The organism is Streptomyces sp. NPDC052721 (genome assembly GCF_040678315.1).
Taxonomy (GTDB): Bacteria; Actinomycetota; Actinomycetes; order Streptomycetales; family Streptomycetaceae; genus Streptomyces.
On record NZ_JBFATL010000002.1, the window covers coordinates 220,224 to 233,820 of the forward strand.

Annotated in this window: 12 protein-coding genes; 6 read left to right on the plus strand and 6 right to left on the minus strand. The window is 71.0% G+C overall.

Translation table 11 applies throughout. The features are described 5' to 3' along the window. Nucleotides 1–779: 779 nt before the first annotated feature. Genes AB0L21_RS03045 through AB0L21_RS03055 form a run of 3 tightly spaced genes read right to left on the minus strand, consistent with a single transcriptional unit; the run spans nt 780 to nt 2,813 of the window. Entirely contained in the window at nt 780–1,715 is a 936-nt protein-coding gene (locus AB0L21_RS03045) for a hypothetical protein (protein ID WP_365781879.1), read from the minus strand. A gap of 59 nt (nt 1,716–1,774) precedes the next feature. Further along, a complete protein-coding gene (locus AB0L21_RS03050) occupies nt 1,775–1,981 on the minus strand; it encodes a DUF397 domain-containing protein (RefSeq protein ID WP_365781881.1) in 207 nt (68 codons plus the stop codon). Next, nucleotides 1,959–2,813 carry a helix-turn-helix transcriptional regulator gene (locus AB0L21_RS03055; RefSeq protein ID WP_365781883.1) on the minus strand — a complete coding sequence of 285 codons (855 nt, stop codon included), beginning with the start codon at nt 2,811–2,813 and terminating at the stop codon, nt 1,959–1,961. Before AB0L21_RS03055 ends, AB0L21_RS03050 begins: the two co-directional genes overlap by 23 nt. Nucleotides 2,814–2,936: 123 nt before the next feature. Here AB0L21_RS03055 and AB0L21_RS03060 point away from each other — a divergent pair, with 123 nt between their 5' ends. Next, the gene (locus tag AB0L21_RS03060) at nt 2,937–3,551 is read left to right on the plus strand and encodes an ATP-binding protein (protein WP_365781885.1); all 615 of its coding nucleotides are present in this window, start codon (nt 2,937–2,939) and stop codon (nt 3,549–3,551) included. A gap of 72 nt (nt 3,552–3,623) precedes the next feature. Here the strand turns inward: AB0L21_RS03060 and AB0L21_RS03065 are convergent, their stop codons facing one another. The 3 genes from AB0L21_RS03065 to AB0L21_RS03075 all read right to left on the minus strand — a co-directional run bounded on the left by AB0L21_RS03065 (nt 3,624) and on the right by AB0L21_RS03075 (nt 7,328). After that, a complete protein-coding gene (locus AB0L21_RS03065; protein WP_365781887.1) occupies nt 3,624–3,779 on the minus strand; it encodes a hypothetical protein in 156 nt (51 codons plus the stop codon). Between the two features lie 179 nt (nt 3,780–3,958). Continuing rightward, nucleotides 3,959–4,150 carry a hypothetical protein gene (locus tag AB0L21_RS03070; RefSeq protein WP_365781889.1) on the minus strand — a complete coding sequence of 64 codons (192 nt, stop codon included), beginning with the start codon at nt 4,148–4,150 and terminating at the stop codon, nt 3,959–3,961. Between the two features lie 217 nt (nt 4,151–4,367). Continuing rightward, nucleotides 4,368–7,328 (minus strand): BTAD domain-containing putative transcriptional regulator, encoded by a 2,961-nt coding sequence (locus AB0L21_RS03075; RefSeq protein ID WP_365781891.1) that lies wholly within the window; start codon nt 7,326–7,328, stop codon nt 4,368–4,370. A 189-nt stretch (nt 7,329–7,517) separates the two neighbouring features. Here AB0L21_RS03075 and AB0L21_RS03080 point away from each other — a divergent pair, with 189 nt between their 5' ends. The 5 genes from AB0L21_RS03080 (at nt 7,518) to AB0L21_RS03100 (ending at nt 13,418) form a co-directional block, all read left to right on the plus strand. Beyond that, nucleotides 7,518–8,744: an amidohydrolase family protein gene (locus AB0L21_RS03080; protein WP_365702376.1), complete on the plus strand. Its 1,227-nt coding sequence runs from the start codon at nt 7,518–7,520 to the stop codon at nt 8,742–8,744. Further along, nucleotides 8,732–9,664: a TIGR03619 family F420-dependent LLM class oxidoreductase gene (locus AB0L21_RS03085; RefSeq protein WP_365781893.1), complete on the plus strand. Its 933-nt coding sequence runs from the start codon at nt 8,732–8,734 to the stop codon at nt 9,662–9,664. The genes AB0L21_RS03080 and AB0L21_RS03085 overlap by 13 nt, the downstream gene beginning before the upstream one ends. Nucleotides 9,665–9,674: 10 nt before the next feature. Next, the gene (locus tag AB0L21_RS03090) at nt 9,675–10,445 is read left to right on the plus strand and encodes an SDR family oxidoreductase (protein WP_365781895.1); all 771 of its coding nucleotides are present in this window, start codon (nt 9,675–9,677) and stop codon (nt 10,443–10,445) included. A 110-nt stretch (nt 10,446–10,555) separates the two neighbouring features. After that, complete coding sequence (locus AB0L21_RS03095) at nt 10,556–11,674, plus strand: LLM class flavin-dependent oxidoreductase (RefSeq protein WP_365702382.1); 1,119 nt, start codon at nt 10,556–10,558, stop codon at nt 11,672–11,674. A gap of 13 nt (nt 11,675–11,687) precedes the next feature. After that, on the plus strand, nt 11,688–13,418 hold the full coding sequence (locus tag AB0L21_RS03100; protein WP_365781897.1) for a D-aminoacylase: 1,731 nt from the start codon (nt 11,688–11,690) through the stop codon (nt 13,416–13,418). The last annotated feature ends 179 nt before the right edge of the window (nt 13,419–13,597 follow it).

The window sequence follows — 13,597 nt, forward strand, 5'->3', positions numbered from 1 at the left end:
CGGCGATGGGCCTCCGGCCCACCCTTGACTCGGCTCGCTCCAGCACGAGGGAGAAGCGAGCGGGCGGCCGGGGCAAAGTGGGCGCCTACCGGTGCGGGCCCGTGGGCGAGCCGGGTCCGCCCCCGGCGCTAGGGGTACGCGGTCGCGTCTCGCCTGCACGCCGGGTGGGTTCGGCGGCTTGGGGTGGGTGGGGGGTGCGCGGTCGCGTCTCGCCTGCACGCCGGGTGGGTTTGGCGGCTTGCGGTGGGTGGTGGGAGGGAGGGGAGGGGCTGGCGTCCCATGAGCCCCTGGGGTCACAGGGGCCCGGTGATTGGCGGATTTGGGCCACCCCCGGCGGACCTCCCGCCACCTGACCTATCCCGCCTCTTGGCCCAATCGCGCCAATCACCCTTTGGCACCCTCTGGAGGGGCGAGGTGAGGCCCTCGGGGAGTCCCGGGACTCCCTGGATTCCCGGCATGAGCCGCAGCCGCCGATCCCATCCGGCGTGCTGGCGAGGCGAGACCGCGCCCCGTCCACTCATGGTTCGCCGCTTAGCCCTCCCGGCGTGCTGGCGAGGCGCGTTCGCGCGTCCCTCGCCGACGATGCGGACTCAGCCAACCCGAGGGCCCGTTACCGCTGGGGCCACCGTCTCTTCGGGTCGCTCGCTCGCTTCTTCCTCGTGCTGGAGCGGGCCGGGTCAAGGGTGGGCCGGAGGCCCATCGCCGAAGGCGACGCGGAACGCGCCCTTGAGGCGGGCCGTGGAAGCACGACACTGGCCGAGAAGCGAGCGGCCCAACGGTCACTTGGAATCGCCGGTCAGAGAAGCCAGCGTGGCCCTGATCTCCGCGACCATGTACGCAGGCCGCCGGAAAACGTCCTCGGCGCTGAAGCGGAGGAGGCTGCGGATCTCGGGGCAGCGGAGGAGCTGGTTGAAGCGGTCGATGTCCCTGCGGTGGGCTTCACGGGTGCCGTGGTAGGCGTACCCTTCGATCTCCACCGCGAGCCCTGCCGCCCGGAAGAGGAAGTCGACGACGCGGCGACTGCCGTCCGGTGTGCGCAGCTCGGCTTGGCTCTCGGGGTGCAGACCGGCGTCGTACATGCGCAGCCGGGCGACCGTCTCGGCAGGGGAGCCGGCGAGCGGGTCGGCCAGCCGGAGCCAGTTCAGGGCCCGGACCGACCCCTGCGAGGCCTTTCCCAGCGCGGCGGCGATCTCGTCCAACCGGACCAGCGGTGCGCGTCGGACTCGCCCGACCCTGCGGTACGTCAGGGCCGAGTCCACGGCGACGATCGCCGGGTCTCGCGGGCCGCGGCGGAGAAGGTCGGCGCACGTGCGGGTCGGGGTGGTGAGCCGTAGCCCCTGCCTTTCCACCACGTCACTTCTGCCGAGCGGCAGCCGGTGCACGCGCACGCCGCTGCCCAGGCGGTGCATGCTGAGGTGCGGGTCGATGAAGTCCAGCGGCGCCTTACGGCCACCGCCGAGCAGCTCGATGCGCCAGAGGGCAGCAGCCGAACCGTGGCTCACGACGAACCGTGGTACGCGGAGTTGGACGGCCCGGAGGTGCGTGAACAGGTCGGGGTCGCGCCCCGGTTCGGCCCAGGCGCCGTGCCGGAGCTGCGTCCAGCCCTCCGCTCGCAGCGCGCGCGTCAGGCTACGCCTGGGCCAGCCGGCCGCTACGGCACGTGAGGTGAGGAGGACGCCTCTGTCCGCCAGCGCCCTCAAGTCCGTCCGCTCCACACGGGCAAGATCGCAGAAACCGTGACCTGCCGCTTGGCCTGTGGATAACCGGGGTGGGGTCAGCCCTTCAGGGAGCCGAGGAAGGCGCTCCAGGCGAGGGGGCGGAACAGGAGTACGGGGCCGTCCTGGAGGTTCTTGGAGTCGCGGACGGGGATGACGCGGGGTACTCCGTGGGCGACTTCCACGCAGTCGGCACCTTCTCCGTTGCTGTAGCTGCTCTTGCGCCAGGTGACGGAACTCAGGTCAATCCCCGTGCTGCGCTTCATGTCTGTAGTTCCTCGCTGCTTCTTCGATCAGGGACAGGGACGCCTCAGGCGGAAGTGCGACGGCCCTGAGCAGATCGTAAGAGCTCCGGTACCTCTTCACGAGGGCCGGATAGTCGACAATCTGCCCGTCGAAGTTACTCTCCGTCCACACCAGCGGGGGCGCGTCAGGGAAGGTCATGATCTTGGCCATGCCGTACATGAGCGGGTGCGCGGCGGTTGTTTGCGGGACGACCTGGAAAACGCTGTCCGTGGACTGGACCACGTCGAGGATGTGTTCCAACTGCTCGGCCATCTTCTCCGGGGGGAGCAGCGGATTCCGGATGACCGCCTCGTGGAGGATCGCCCAGTAGGCAGGGCGGTCCGCGCGGCTCCACAGTTCCGCCCGCTTCAACCGCGCGCGGGCACGCTTCTCGATCAGCTCTTGTGACGGCAACGGCTGCACGTGGCGCATGAGCACCCGCATGTACGGCTCGGTCTGCAGAAGCCCAGGAATGACGCTGGGTGCCCACTCCTCCAGCGTCTCCGCCTGTTTCTCCAGGTCCGGCATATCCTCGAAATAGAGGGGATGCCCCGACCGCCGTGCCTTGGCGGCGTCTTCACACCGCCGCTCGAAAAACCCGTCCGTCCCCAGCACCTTGTCGACGTGCCGGGCCAGATCCACCGGCATCCGCCGCTCGCCCCGCTCGATCTGGCTCAGGAACGGCACGCCCCGGAAGCTTCCCTCCGCCAGCTGCTCCAAGGTCAGTCCCGCAAGCTCCCGCTGGTAGCGCAACTCCGCGCCGTAGAAGGAAGGGACGTTCGCCGAGGCGTCCGGGTCTTTGCGTGGGGGCATAACTCGTCACCGCCGTTTGCCACTTGCGCTTGCGCAGCCGAAACCTCTTCAAAAGGTACCGGCGTGGGCGTCACTGTGTGACTGTTTCGTCACAGAGAGCAGCAAAGGAAGGCGTACGCAACCGTGTCGTCCTCGAATCTCCCCTCCGCCCACCGAGCCAACTCCGCCTACGACACCACCCTCTGCGTGGACGACCTGCGCGACGCGCTGTCCACCCACGGCATCACCCTGCCCTCGCTGCGGGTGGACCTGCCGAGCTTCGCGGGCACGTACCAGCCGCCGGCCGGACTGGTCGCGCTCGGCAACTGCAACACGGCGACGGCGCGCAAGCTGGCGAGGGCGCTGCGGGGTGAGGAACGTGCGCCGAGCCGGCCGCCGCTGGACGTGGAGGTCGTCGCCGTCCCGAAGGCGCTCCAAGGGCTGCGCCGTACTGTCCGTCGCTACCTGGACGCGCCCTGCGCCGACGTCCAGCTCTGCGTCACCGAACTGGTCGGCAACGTGATCCGGCATGTGGGGGAGGGTGTGTGTGTTCGCGTACGGGTGGCCCGGACGGACGGTGGGCGCATTCGCGTCGAGGTCACCGACCCGGAGGCGAAAGCCGTGCCGGTGCTCCTGCCTGCCGGAGACGAGGATGAGGCGGGCCGCGGCCTTGCCCTGATCGACGCGGTGTCCCTCCGGTGGGGTGTGGAGCAGGGGGTGGAGAAGACCGTGTGGTGTGAGCTGGCGGAGGGAGAGTGACCGGTCACCTCGGCGGGGGCACACGGCTAGGGGCCGAGCTTCCGCCCGGCCCCTAGGAGATGCGCTGCCGTGTCACGGCGCGTGGCTGTCCTGCGGGGTGACGACCGTGGCCTGGCCGTTCTCCGGGCTCACCGGCGAGTGATTGTCCGCCAGCGCAGGGCTCGCAGCAGCGGCGGTGGCTCCGAGGATGAGAGCCACGGTGGCCACAACCTTCTTGGTGAGCGTCATAGCGTCCTCCCGTTGTTGAACCGGCATCGGCGGGCTCGACGTTAACTAATGAGGCGGGAGTTGTTCGATGGGCTCGAACAGTTCCCGCCGCAGAACGGCTGGATCTTGCCCCGCACACACCTCGGCCGCGACGGCTCCCCCTCCGCGCCGCCGCGGCCGATCCCCGTCGGGGTGGTGGCTTACTTGTTGCCGTCCAGGTTCAGGGCCGGCGGGGCGGGCATGCTGTTGTCCATCGTGGTGATGGTCGAGTCCTTGGCCGGCTCGCTGGGCATGCTGTTGTCGAGCGTGGTGATCGCCTCGTCCGATGTCGGCGGCACGGGCATGCTGTTGTCGAGCGGAGTGACGTCCGATGCCTTCTTCTGGTCGCTCATGGGCCTTGGTTCCTCTGCTGTGGTGACGAGTGAGGAACGCCCATCCGGAAGCTCCCCCGAGGGCTGCCGGACGGGCGTTCGGAGCCGCACACTAGCCGGTCTGGCTCCTGCTCGAACCGCCTGCCCCCCGACGCGACGGTTCGACAAGAAGAAGACTGCCCGGCAGAGATAAACGATTGCTGAACGTCGGAGACGGGCCCGACGTGACCTACTTCGATCACGCAGTAGCGGGGGCGAGGAGACCGCGCACTACCTGAGCCTCCTCGGCTCCGTTCTGCTCGTAGAGATTCAGTGCCTCCCGCCAACAGGCTTTGGCCCGGTCGGCCTGTCCCAAGACCGAAAGAGCCCGTCCGAGGAGCGTCAGGACGTTACCGCGCATCCGGTCGCCGCCTACACAGCCCAGAGCCAGGGCTTGCTCCGCGTGTTGTGCTGCCTGCGCCGGACTTTGGGCTGCCAGATGCACCTCGGCGATCCGGAAGTGCGTGTTTCCCACCCAAAGTCGCTGCCGGTGCTCCGTAAAGATGTCCTGAGCGTCGGACAACTGGCTGAGGGCTTCGGTATGCCGTCCGGCCTTGGTCAAGGCCAGGCCCAGGGCGAAGTGTGCGTTGGCGCGGCGCATCGGCCGGCCTATTTCAGCGTGTACGGCTAGCCCGTGCTGAGCGATCTCGACGGCTTTCGTGACCTTGCCCATCCCCAGATAGGCGCGTGAGAGGTTGGCGAGTGTGACCGCTTGGCCGAGCCTGTTGCCAGCGTCCCGATAGCCCTCGATCGCCTGCTCGAAGAAGGCCCTTCCGTCATGGAATCGCCCTTGGTGCAATGAGATGAGGCCGCGGTCGTTCGCCACCCAGCTGACGGCAGTGGCATCTCCGGCGGATTCCGCAAGCTGCATGGCGAGCTCCGCTGCCTCTGACGCCTGCTGAATCCGGCCGGAGACCAGAAGTACGTTGGTGAGGGTCGTACGCGCCCTTCCTTCGGCGCGAGCATCCCCCGCATCCCGCGTCGCCTCGCACATCGCCCTGGCCATCATCTCGTACTGATGCGAGTTCGCCCCAGACTCCGTCAAATCTTTGGCGGCCCACAGCAAGTCCACTGCCCGCCGCAACCTCCGCGTCCCCACCGCCTGCCGCACGCAAGCCAGCAGCGGCCCCGCCTCGGTGTACAACCAGTCGAGGGCCGCCGCCCCTTCGGTGAAGCGCAGACCCGGATACCGAGTGCCCTCCAAATCATCGACCAACCGATCCCCCGGCCGCTCCATCGCATAAACCCGAGCCGCCGTAGCCAAATAAAAGTCCAGCACCCGAGACATAGCCGCCTCCCGCTCACTAGGCGGCCACTCGTCCCTCTCCGCGCAAGCTCGCGCGTACAGCCGGACCAGGTCGTGGAAGCGGTAGCGCCCAGGCGCCGCCGACTCCAGCAGCGATGTGTCCACCAGGGACTCCAGAAGGTCCTCCGTCTCCTCCACAGGGAGGTCCAGGACCGCGGCGGCAGCAGCAAGCGAAATGTCCGGGCCGTCGGCCAGGCCCAGGAGGCGGAAGGCGCGAGCCTGGGCCGGTTCCAGCTGCCCGTAGCCCAGTTCGAAGGTTGCCTTCACCGCGAGGTCTCCGGCCTGCAGCTCGTCCAGCCGGCGCCGCTCGTCCGCCAGCTTCGCCGCCAGGACGGACACCGTCCACGTCCGCCGTGCCGCCAGGCGAGAGGCCGCGATGCGGATCGCCAGGGGGAGGAAGCCGCAGGCCGCGACCACGTCCAGCGCGGCCTCGCGTTCCGCCGCCACCCGTTCCTCGCCCACGATCTTCGTGAAGAGGGCGAGCGCCTCGTCGGGGGACATGACGTCCAGGTCGACCAGGTGGGCGCCGGCGAGGTCGAGCATGCGGACGCGGGAGGTGACCAGGGCGGCGCAGCCCTCGGTGCCGGGGAGCAGGGGCCGTACCTGGGCCGCGTCCTTGGCGTTGTCCAGCAGGACCAGGACTCGGCGGCCGTCCAGCACCGAGCGGTACAACGCCGCTCGCTCCTCCAGCGAATCCGGGATCGATGCGTCCGCCGTGCCCAGCGCCCGCAGGAAGGAGCCCAGCACCGTCTCCGGTTCCGCCGGGCGGGGGCCCGCGCCCTGGAGGTCCACGTACAGCTGGCCGTCGGGGAAGGCCGTACGGGCCCGGTGGGCCACGTGCACCGCCAGCGTCGTCTTGCCGACGCCGCCGATGCCGGCCAGGGCGGAGACCGCCATCACCCTGCCCTCCGCCTCGGACGCCGAGGACAGGACGTCCGTCAGTTCCGAGACGAAGGACGAGCGGCCCGTGAAGTCGGGGACGGAGGCCGGGAGCTGGGCCGGTCGGACCGGGGTCGCCGTCGGCTCCGTCACGGGGGCGGACGGCTCCGCCAGGGCCGGGTCCGCCTGGAGGATGCGCTGCTGGAGTTCGCTCAGGCCCGGGCGGGGGTCGACCCCCAGCTCCTCCGACAGGAGGCGGCGGGTGTCCGCGTACACCGCCAGGGCCTCCGCCTGGCGGCCGCTGCGGTACAGCGCCAGCATCAGGAGTTCGCGCAGGCGCTCCCGGAGCGGGTGCGCGGCCGTCAGGGCCGTCAGTTCCGAGACCGCCTCCGCGTGGCAGCCCTGTTCCAGGTCCAGGTCCAGGCGGGTTTCGAGCAGGCCGAGCCGCCATTCCTCCAGGCGGGCCCGCTGGGCCTCGGCGTACGGGCCGGGGACGCCGGCCAGGGGTTCGCCGTCCCACAGGTCGAGGGCCTGGTTCAGCAGCGACCGGGCCCGGCCCAGCTCCCCGGTGCCCCGCGCCTTCTCCGCCTCCGCCGCCAGGTCCTGGGCGACCGCCAGGTCCAGGGCGCCTTCGCGCAGGCCCCGGACGGCGTACCCGCCCGACTCGCTGGCCAGGACGCCGGGGCTCAGCACCTTCCGCAGCCGGGAGGCGTAGGTGCGGACCGCCGCCAGTGCCTGGGACGGCGGCTCGGATCCCCACAGCGCGTCGATCAGCTCCGCCGCCGTGGCGGTACGGCCCTCGCGCAGCAGCAGGGCGGCCAGCAGGGCGCGCTGCTGGGGGGAGCCCGTACTGAGCGTCTCCTCGCCGCGCCAGGCCCGCACCGGACCGAGCACGCCGAAGCGCAGCGGGCCGGGCTCCGCGACGGGCGCGGAGCCGGCACGCCGCTGCTCGGGTACTCGCGGCCCACCGTCCATGCGTTCGTCCCCCTCGGCATCACGAACAACCCCGTCAGTTTGCCTTGTTCGGGGCGGTTGCGTCAGCCGTGGGAGACGCCGATCACAGAGGGTCGCACCTGGGTGCACAGAGCCCTCACAACCTCTCCGCATGCCGGCCGCCGACACCGAGAGCTGACGGACCGTCAGATCGGCGCTACGGTGAACGGCATGGAGACCACACAGTTCCCGCTGATCATCTCCGTCGACGACCACACCGTTGAGCCTCCCGGCGTGTGGCAGGACCGGCTGCCGAGGAAGTACCGGGACGCCGGGCCCCGGATCGTGCGCGCGCCGCTGAAGGAGATGACCTTCCTGGGCGGGCGGTTCAAGCCGGTCATGGGCACGCCGGGCAGCGACGAGGGACCCGTCGGCGACTGGTGGGTGTACGAGGACCTGCGCCGGCCGCTGACCCGTCTCGACACCGCCGTGGGGTACGCCCGGGACGAGGTCCGGCTGGAAGTGATCACGTACGAGCAGATGCGGCCCGGGTCGTACGACGTGCCCGCCCGCCTCGCCGACATGGAGGTCAACCACGTCCAGTCGGCCGTCTGCTTCCCCACCTTCCCCCGCTTCTGCGGGCAGACCTTCACCGAGGCCGCCGACAAGGAACTCGCCCTGCTCTGCGTCCGCGCCTACAACGACTGGATGGTGGAGGAGTGGTGCGGGGCGCGGGCGCGGGGCCGGCTGATACCGCTCACGCTCATCCCCCTGTGGGATGCCGAACTGGCCGCGCGGGAGGTGCGGCGGAACGCCGCACGCGGCGTGCGGGCCGTCGCCTTCTCCGAGATACCCCCGCACCTGGGCCTGCCGTCCGTGCACACCGACGACTGGGACCCGTTCCTAGCGGCCTGTGACGAGACCGGCACCGTCATCGCCATGCACATCGGGTCGTCCAGCCGGATGCCCTCGACCTCGGCCGACGCGCCGCCCGCCGTCGGCTCCACCATCACCTTCGCCAACTGCTGCTTCTCGATGGTCGACTGGCTGATGAGCGGCAAGTTCGAGCGTTTCCCGCGACTCAAGGTCATGTACGCGGAGGGGCAGATCGGCTGGATTCCGTACATCCTGGAGCGCGCCGATGTGGTGTGGGAGGAGAACCGGGGGTGGGGCGGGGTCGCCGACAAGGTCACCCGGCCGCCGTCCGAGCTGTTCGCCGAGCACGTCCACGGCTGCTTCTTCGACGACGCCTTCGGACTCAGGAACCTCGACGCCATCGGCGTCGGGAACGTCCTGTACGAGACCGACTACCCGCACTCCGACTCCACCTGGCCGAAGTCCCGCGAGGTGGGCGAGGCACAGATGGGGCACCTGCCGGCCGACGTGGTCGAGCGGATCGTCCGCGGGAACGCCATCGAGCTGCTGGGGCTCACCGAGGAAGGGCTGTGGCGGGCGTGACCTCCCTGGCGTACGGCATCCAGCTGCCCGTCCAGTCGCAGAGCACCCTGTACACGGAGGAGTGGGAGACCGGGGCCGGGGCGGAGGACCTGGTCGCGGTGGCGCGGGCGGCGGACGACGCCGGGTTCGCGTACGTCGCCTGCTGCGACCACGTCGCCGTCCCGCGCCGCCTGGCCCCGGCCATGAGCACGGTCTGGTACGACCCCGTGGCCACCCTCGCCCACCTGGCCGCCGTCACCGAGCGGGTACGGCTGCTCAGCCATGTGGCCGTCGTCGGGCTCCGGCACCCGCTGCTGACCGCCAAGCAGTACGCCACCCTCGACCACCTCTCGGGCGGCCGGCTGGTCCTCGGGGTGGGGGCCGGGCATGTGCGGGAGGAGTTCGAGGTGCTCGGAGTCGACTTCGAGCGGCGGGGGGCCGTGCTCGACGAGAGCATCGACGCCCTGCGGGCCGCCCTCGGACCCGACGAGTTCCCCGAGCACCACGGGAAGCACTACGACTTCGCCGGCCTGGGCCAGCGCCCCCGCCCCGCGCAGCCGCACGTCCCCCTGTGGGTCGGCGGCTCCTCGCCCGCCGCCGTCCGCCGGGCCGCGCTGAAGGGCGACGGCTGGCTGCCGCAGGGGGATCCGCGGGAACGGCTGCCGGCGCGGATCGAACGGATCCGGCGGCTGCGGGAGGACGCCGGCCTCGACGGGCCCTACACGGTGGGCGCCCTGACCGAGCCCCTGTACGTGGGCACGCCTGCCTGGGAGGCCGGGCGGCGCACGGTCAGCGGTCCCCCGCGGGCGCTCGCCGAGTCCCTACGCGCGTACCGCGCGATGGGCGTGGACCAGATCCAGGTGCGGTTCCGCAGCCGCAGCCGCACCGAACTCACCGACCAGATGGCGGCCTTCGGAGCCGAAGTGGCTCCTGATCTGTGAGGAGTACGGCATGGGGAAGCTGGACGGACGCGTCGTGATCGTCACGGGGGCGGCGCGCGGGCAGGGTGAGCAGGAGGCGCGGCTGTTCCGGGCGGAGGGCGCGCGGGTGGCCGTCGCCGATGTGCTGGACGACCAGGGGAAGGCCCTCGCCGAGGAGATAGGGGCGCTGTACGTCCATCTCGACGTCGGCGCGGAGGACGGCTGGCGGGAGGCCGTGGCCGCCGTCAAACGGGCGTACGGGCGCGTCGACGGGCTGGTCAACAACGCGGGCATCCTGCGTTTCAACGCCCTCGTGGACACGCCGCTGGACGAGTTCATGCAGGTCGTGCAGGTCAACCAGGTCGGCTGCTTCCTGGGGATCAAGACGGTCGCGCCGGAGCTGGCGGACGGGGGCACGATCGTCAACACCGCCTCCTACACCGCGCTGGCGGGCATGGCGGCCGTGGGGACGTACGCCGCCACCAAGCACGCCGTGCTGGGGCTGACCCGGGTGGCCGCGCTGGAGCTGGCGGGCCGGCGGATCCGGGTCAACGCCATCTGCCCGGGCGCCGTCGACACCGCGATGTCGAATCCGGCCCGGCTGGATCCGGACGCCGACCCGGAGGAGATGAGCCGGGCCCTGGACGAGCTGTACCGGGGGCTCGTGCCGCTGGGCCGGGTCGGCCGGCCGGAGGAGGTGGCCCGGCTCGCCCTCTTCCTCACCTCGGACGACTCCTCGTACATCACCGGGCAGCCGTTCGTGATCGACGGCGGCTGGCTGGCGGGGGTCAGCGTCATCTGAAGCGTGAGCTGACTGTCCGTCAGCTATTGACGGTGGAGACGGCCGGTGCGACAGTCGGCCGACGAACGGTATCTGACGGGCTGTCAGACGATTGGGGACGGTGAACCGCCGTGGAATTCGGGCTCTTTGTACAGGGATACGTGGGCAAGCGCGCCGAGACCGACCCGCTGGCCGAGCACAAGGCGCTGATGGAGGAGACCGAGTACGTCATCCAGGCGGACAAGTCCGGCTTCAAGTACGCCTGGGCCTCCGAACACCACTTCCTGGAGGAGTACTCCCACCTGTCCGCCAACGACGTCTTCCTCGGCTACCTCGCCCACGCCACCGAGCGGATCCACCTGGGCTCCGGGATCTTCAACCCGCTGGCCCCGGTCAACCATCCGGTGAAGGTCGCCGAGAAGGTCGCCATGCTGGACCACCTCAGCGAGGGCCGCTTCGAGTTCGGCAGCGGGCGGGGCGCCGGGTCGCACGAGATCCTCGGGTTCATACCGGGCGTGACCGACATGAACCACACGAAGGAGATCTGGGAGGAGACGATCGCGGAGTTCCCGAAGATGTGGCTCCAGGACGAGTACGCGGGCTTCCAGGGCAAGCACTGGCAGCTGCCGCCGCGGAAGGTCCTCCCGAAGCCGTACGGGAAGTCCCACCCGGCGATGTGGTACGCGGCCGGGTCCCCGCCGTCGTACGCCATGGCCGCGAAGAAGGGGCTCGGGGTGCTCGGCTTCAGCATCCAGAAGGTCTCCGACATGGAGTGGGTGCTGGAGCAGTACAAGACGGCGATCGTGGACGCGGAGCCGGTGGGGGACTTCGTCAACGACAACGTGATGGTGACGACGACCGCGATCTGCGCGCCCACGCACGCCGAGGCGATCGAGACCGCGGTGGGCGGCGGGCTGCACTATCTGCCCTCGCTGGTCTTCCGGTACCACGACACGTTCCCCCGGCCGGAGGGGTTCCCGGTGTGGCCCGAGACGCTGCCCGCGTACACGCCGGAGTTCGTGGAGCTGCTGATCGAGGAGGAGCTGCTGATCTGCGGGGACCCGGACGAGGTGCTGCGGCAGTGCAAGCGGTGGGAGCAGGCGGGCGCCGACCAGTTGAGCTTCGGGTTGCCGGTGGGGGTGCCGAAGGAGGAGACGCTGCGGACGATCCGGCTCATCGGCGAGCACGTCATCCCGAAGATCGACACGGATCCGGTGCACCGGACCACCAGGTTCCGGCAGGCTGTGTAAGGGGGTTCCCGGCATGTTGGACCACCTCGTCAAGGGCGCCACCGTCGTCGACGGCACCGGCACGCCCGGCTACACCGCCGACGTCGGCATCCGCGACGGACGGATCGCCGTCATCGGAAAGGTCACGGAAGGGTCCCGCACCAGCGAAGACGCCGCCGGACTCGTCCTCGCCCCCGGCTTCGTCGACCCCCACACCCACTACGACGCCCAGCTCTTCTGGGACCCGTACGCCACGCCCTCGCTCAACCACGGGGTCACCACCGTGGCCGCCGGGAACTGCGGGTTCACCCTCGCCCCGCTGAACCCCGCCCGCCCCGAGGACGCCGACTACACGCGCCGCATGATGTCCAAGGTCGAGGGGATGTCCCTGGTGGCGCTGGAGCAGGGGGCGCCCTGGACCTGGCACGGGTTCGGGCAGTACCTGGACGCGCTGGAGGGGCGGATCGCCGTGAACGCCGGGTTCATGGTGGGGCACTGCGCGCTGCGGCGGTACGTGATGGGGCCGCATGCCGTCGGCGGGCAGCCGGACGAGGAGCAGCTGGGCGCCATGGTCCGGCTGCTGCACGAGGCCATGGACGCCGGGGCGTGGGGGCTGTCGACCACGCAGTCCAGCACGCACTCCGACGGCGACGGGCAGCCCGTGGCCTCCCGGCACGCGCGGCCCGAGGAGCTGGTGGCGCTGGCGCGGGCCGTCGGGGAGCACGAGGGGACGCAGATCGAGGCGATCGTCGCCGGGTGCCTGGACCAGTTCAGCGACGCCGAGATCGATCTGCTGGCCGAGCTGAGCGCCGTCGCCGGGCGCCCCCTGAACTGGAACGTGCTCACCATCGACGCGGCCGTCCCGGAGCGGGTGCCCCGGCAGCTGAGCGCGAGCGAGCGGGCCCGGAAGGCCGGCGGGCGGGTCGTGGCGCTCACCATGCCGATCCTCACCCCGATGAACATGTCCCTCGGCACCTTCTGCGCCCTCAACCTCATACCCGGATGGGGACCGGTCCTGGGGCTGCCCGTGCCCGAGCGCATCGCCAGGCTGCGGGACCCGGCCGTGCGCGCCGGGATGCTGCGGCGGGCCGGGTCGAAGGAGGCCGGCGTCTTCAGGCGGCTCACGGACTTCGGGCGGTACGTCATCGGGGACACCTACAGCGAGGCCAACCGGGGGCTCACCGGACGCGTGGTGCGGGACATCGCCGCCGAGCGCGGACAGGACCCCTTCGCCTGCCTGGTGGAGATCTGCGCCCACGACGAGCTGCGTACGGTCCTGTGGCCCATGCCGACCGACAACGACCCGGCGTCCTGGGCGCTGCGCGCCGAGACCTGGCAGCACGAGGACGTGCTGCTCGGCGGCTCGGACGCGGGCGCCCACCTCGACCGGATGTGCGGGGCGCCGTACACCACCCGGTTCCTCGGGGACTGTCTGCGCGGGCGGCGGCTGGTCGGTCTGGAGCGGGCGGTGCGGATGCTGACGGACGACCCGGCGCGGCTCTTCGGGCTGCGGGAGCGGGGACGGGTGAAGGAGGGCTGGCACGCGGACCTCGTCCTCTTCGACCCGGAGCGGATCGACGCCGGCCCGGCCCGCCTCGTGCACGACCTGCCGGGCGACAGCCCCCGCCTGGACTCCCGGGCGATCGGGGTGCGGGCCGTGTGGGTCAACGGCGTGGAGGCGATCCGGGACGACGTGGTGACCGGGGCCGTACCGGGCCGGGTGCTGCGGTCCGGGCGGGACACGCGGACGGTGAGCACACGGTGAGCGCGGGCGGCGAGCACATGGTGGGTGCCGGTGGCGGGCACACGGGTGCGGGCGGCGGGCACGTGGTGGGTGCGGGTGGTGCGCATGTGGTGGGTGCGGGCGGCGGGCACGTGGTGGGTGCCGGTGGCGGGCACGCGGTGGGTGCGGGCGGCGGGCACGCGGCGGGTGCGGGTGGTGCG

Coding starts and splice junctions, on each gene's coding strand:
- AB0L21_RS03050 (WP_365781881.1), bottom strand. CDS start 1,981: ATGAAGCGCAGCACGGGGATTGACCTGAGTTCCGTCACCTGGCGCAAG.
- AB0L21_RS03055 (WP_365781883.1), bottom strand. CDS start 2,813: ATGCCCCCACGCAAAGACCCGGACGCCTCGGCGAACGTCCCTTCCTTC.
- AB0L21_RS03065 (WP_365781887.1), bottom strand. CDS start 3,779: ATGACGCTCACCAAGAAGGTTGTGGCCACCGTGGCTCTCATCCTCGGA.
- AB0L21_RS03070 (WP_365781889.1), bottom strand. CDS start 4,150: ATGAGCGACCAGAAGAAGGCATCGGACGTCACTCCGCTCGACAACAGC.
- AB0L21_RS03075 (WP_365781891.1), bottom strand. CDS start 7,328: ATGGACGGTGGGCCGCGAGTACCCGAGCAGCGGCGTGCCGGCTCCGCG.
- AB0L21_RS03080 (WP_365702376.1), top strand. CDS start 7,518: ATGGAGACCACACAGTTCCCGCTGATCATCTCCGTCGACGACCACACC.
- AB0L21_RS03090 (WP_365781895.1), top strand. CDS start 9,675: ATGGGGAAGCTGGACGGACGCGTCGTGATCGTCACGGGGGCGGCGCGC.
- AB0L21_RS03100 (WP_365781897.1), top strand. CDS start 11,688: ATGTTGGACCACCTCGTCAAGGGCGCCACCGTCGTCGACGGCACCGGC.